This is a genomic window from Nocardia farcinica (assembly GCF_029867845.1).
Taxonomy (GTDB): domain Bacteria; phylum Actinomycetota; class Actinomycetes; order Mycobacteriales; family Mycobacteriaceae; genus Nocardia; species Nocardia farcinica_A.
Genome location: NZ_JARWRU010000701.1, coordinates 1 through 3,027, shown reverse-complemented (window position 1 = coordinate 3,027; position 3,027 = coordinate 1). Strand labels below are relative to the sequence as shown.

Below are 3,027 nucleotides of genomic sequence, written 5' to 3'. Positions count from 1 at the left end.
CGTCGACGCGCAGGGCCTCGACGGCGCGGCGGTGCGAGGCGCGGCCGATGTGGGCCTCCAACGGGACGATGCGCTCGCGCAGGGCGGGATCGGCGGCGGCGTGGGTCCACACCTGCAGGGCCGCCTTGAACAGGGGGCTGGTGCAGGACTCGACCAGGCCGGTGACCACGGCCTCGGTGCGGGCCAGGCCGTCGAGATGTTCGGACAGCGCCTCCGCCTCACGCAGGGCCTGTTCGGTGCGGATGTCGAACATGTACTCGAGCGCGGCGGTGATCAGATCTTCCCTGGTGGGGAAGTGGTGCTGGGCCGCGCCGCGGGAGACGCCCGCGCGTTCGGCGACCACGGCGACCGTGGCAGCGGCCCAGCCCATCTCGGCCAGGCAGTCGATGGTCGCCTCGAGCAGCCGCTGCCGGGTGGCCCGGCTGCGATCCTGCTTGGGTTCGTGCGGTGTCGCCATGATCGTCATTCTGCCCAGTGCGGCGGTCGGCGTTGCAGGAAGGCGGTCATGCCCTCCCGCACCTCGGGGGTGCCGAAGAAGGAAGCCGAGCGCTGCGCCAGTTCCTCTGCGGCGCGGTCGAATTCGGCGAGGACAGGCGAGTTCACCAGCCGCTTGGCCTCGGCCAGGCCCTGCGGGGCGCCCTTGCGCAGCTCGGCGCACAGCCGGGCCGTCTCGGCGGCGGGGTCGTCGGCGGTCACGGTGACCAGGCCGATCTCCCGCGCGGTGGCGGCGTCGAACTTCTCGCCGGTCAGGTAGTAGCGGCTCGCGGCGCGCGGGTCCAGGCGCGGCAGCAGGGTCAGCGAGATCATGAACGGCGCCAGCCCGATACGCACCTCGGTGAGGGCGAACGAGCTGGCGGGCCCGGCCACGACCAGATCACAGGCGGCGACGATGCCCATGCCGCCCGCGCGGACATTGCCGTCGATCCGCGCGAGCACCGGCTTGGGCAGCTCCACCAGCCTGCGCAGGACGCCGATCATGCTGCGGGTGCGCTGATCGGCGGCGACGGCGGGATCGGCGTCGGAGGCCTCGGTGAGATCGGCGCCCGCGCAGAAGGTGTTGCCGGTGTGGGTGAGCACGATGCCGCGCACCGCCGGGTCCGCCGCCGCCTCGTCCAGGCGGCGCAGCAGTTCGGCGACCAGGCGGCTGGACAGGGCGTTGCGGTTGTGCGGTGAGTCGAGGGTGAGCACCGCGAAGCGGTCGCGGACCTCGTAACGCACCAGTGGCGTCTGCGCGGACATCGCGCTCTCCTTCGGGACGGGATCAGTACGAGCGCGGCAGGCCGAGCGAGTGCTGGGAGACGAAGTTGAGGATCATCTCCCGGCTGACCGGCGCGATGCGCGCGATGCGGGCCGCGCCGAGCATGGCGGCCAGACCGTAGTCGGCGGTCAGGCCGGCGCCGCCGTGGGTCTGGATGGCCTGGTCGAGAGCGTTGATGCTGACCTCGCCCGCGGCGTACTTGGCCATGTTGGCGGCCTCGGCGGCGCCCATCTCGTCACCGGCGTCGTAGAGGGTGGCGGCCTTCTGCATCATCAGCTTGGCCTGCTCGAGTTCGATCTTGACCTTGGCCAGCGGATGCGCGATGCCCTGGTGTGCGCCGATCGGGGTCTTCCAGACGGTGCGCTCCTTGGCGTATTCCACCGCCCGGTCGATGGCGTAGCGGCCGACGCCGATGGCCATGGCCGCGCCCATGATGCGCTCGGGGTTCAGGCCGGCGAACAGCTGCATCAGCGCGGCGTCCTCCTTGCCGACCAGCGCGGTCGAGGGCAGGCGGACGTCGTCGAGGAACAGGTTGAACTGGTGGTCCGGCTCGATGATGTCCATCTCCTGGGCCACCTTGGTGAAACCGGGGGCGTCGGTGGGGACGATGAACAGGGCGGGCTTGAGCTTGCCGGTCTTGTGATCCTCGGTGCGCGCCACGATCAGCACGGCCTCGGCCTGGTCGACACCGGAGATGAAGATCTTGCGGCCGGTGAGCAGCCAGTCGTCGCCGTCGCGGCGGGCGGTGGTGGTGATCTGGTGCGAGTTGGAACCCGCGTCCGGCTCGGTGATGCCGAAGACCATCTTGGCCGAGCCGTCGGCGATGCGCGGCAGCCAGTTCTGCTTCTGCTCATCGGTGCCGTAGCGGCTGATGATGGTGCCGCAGATGGCCGGGGAGACGACCATGAGCAGCAGACCGGCGCCCTGGGCGGAGAGCTCCTCCATCACCAGCGACAGCTCGTACATGCCCGCACCGCCGCCGCCGTACTCCTCGGGAATGTTCACGCCGAGGAAGCCGAGCGCGCCTGCCTCTTCCCACAGTTCGGTCAGCGGCTCGCCCTTGCGCGACTTGGGCAGCACGTAGTCGCGGTAGGTGTACTTGACGGCGAGCTGGGCCACCGCGGCGCGCAGGGCCTTGCGTTCGTCGGTCTCGATGAAACTCATGGTCTTCCTTACTTCTCGTCGATCGCGTCGTCGGGATCCACGACGGCCAGTACCTCACCGAGTTCGACCTGACGGCCGACCTCGACGTTCAACGCGGTGAGCACGCCCTCGGCGGGCGCGGCGATGGTGTGCTCCATCTTCATGGCCTCCAGCCACAGCACCGGCTGTCCCGCGCTCACCCGCTCGCCCACCGCGGCGCCGAGACGGATGACGGTGCCCGGCATGGGGGCGAGCAGCGAGCCGGTGGCGAGCTGGTCGGCGGGGTCGCTGAACCGCGGCAGCCTGCGCAGGGCGACCGGGCCGAGCGGCGAGTCGACGCACACCAGCTCGCCGTAGCGGGCGATGTCGAAGGTGCGCCGGATCGGGCCGCGCTCGCCGGGCACCGCGAGGACGACCAGCTCGGGGGTGGCCTCGATCAGCTCCAGGCCGTCGTGGCCCGCCACCCGGACACCGTCGCGGGTGTGCCGGTATTCGACCTGGTGGGTGCCGGTGGCGCGGCTGTCGTAGGACTTGCGCTGCGGCTGCGAGGCCACGTTGCGCCAACCGCTCGGGAACCCGCCGCCGGTGCGGGCGCTCGCGCGGTTGGCGGCGGCATCGGCGAGGGC

General features: G+C 71.2%; 4 protein-coding genes. All 4 read right to left on the bottom strand.

What is annotated here, in order from left to right; translation table 11 throughout:
* On the bottom strand, positions 1-457 hold a 457-nt coding region (locus QH283_RS15420), incomplete at its 3' end, for a TetR/AcrR family transcriptional regulator (protein ID WP_280503681.1).
* A gap of 5 nt (positions 458-462) precedes the next feature.
* Positions 463-1,239, bottom strand: a complete 777-nt coding sequence (locus QH283_RS15415) for an enoyl-CoA hydratase family protein (protein ID WP_280503680.1) — start codon at positions 1,237-1,239, stop codon at positions 463-465.
* Between the two features lie 22 nt (positions 1,240-1,261).
* Positions 1,262-2,422, bottom strand: coding sequence for an acyl-CoA dehydrogenase family protein (locus QH283_RS15410; RefSeq protein ID WP_280503679.1), 1,161 nt, complete (start codon positions 2,420-2,422; stop codon positions 1,262-1,264).
* 8 nt (positions 2,423-2,430) lie between these two features.
* Positions 2,431-3,027, bottom strand: a 597-nt coding sequence (locus QH283_RS15405; protein ID WP_280503678.1) for an acetyl-CoA carboxylase biotin carboxyl carrier protein subunit, incomplete at its 5' end; no start/stop codon positions are given.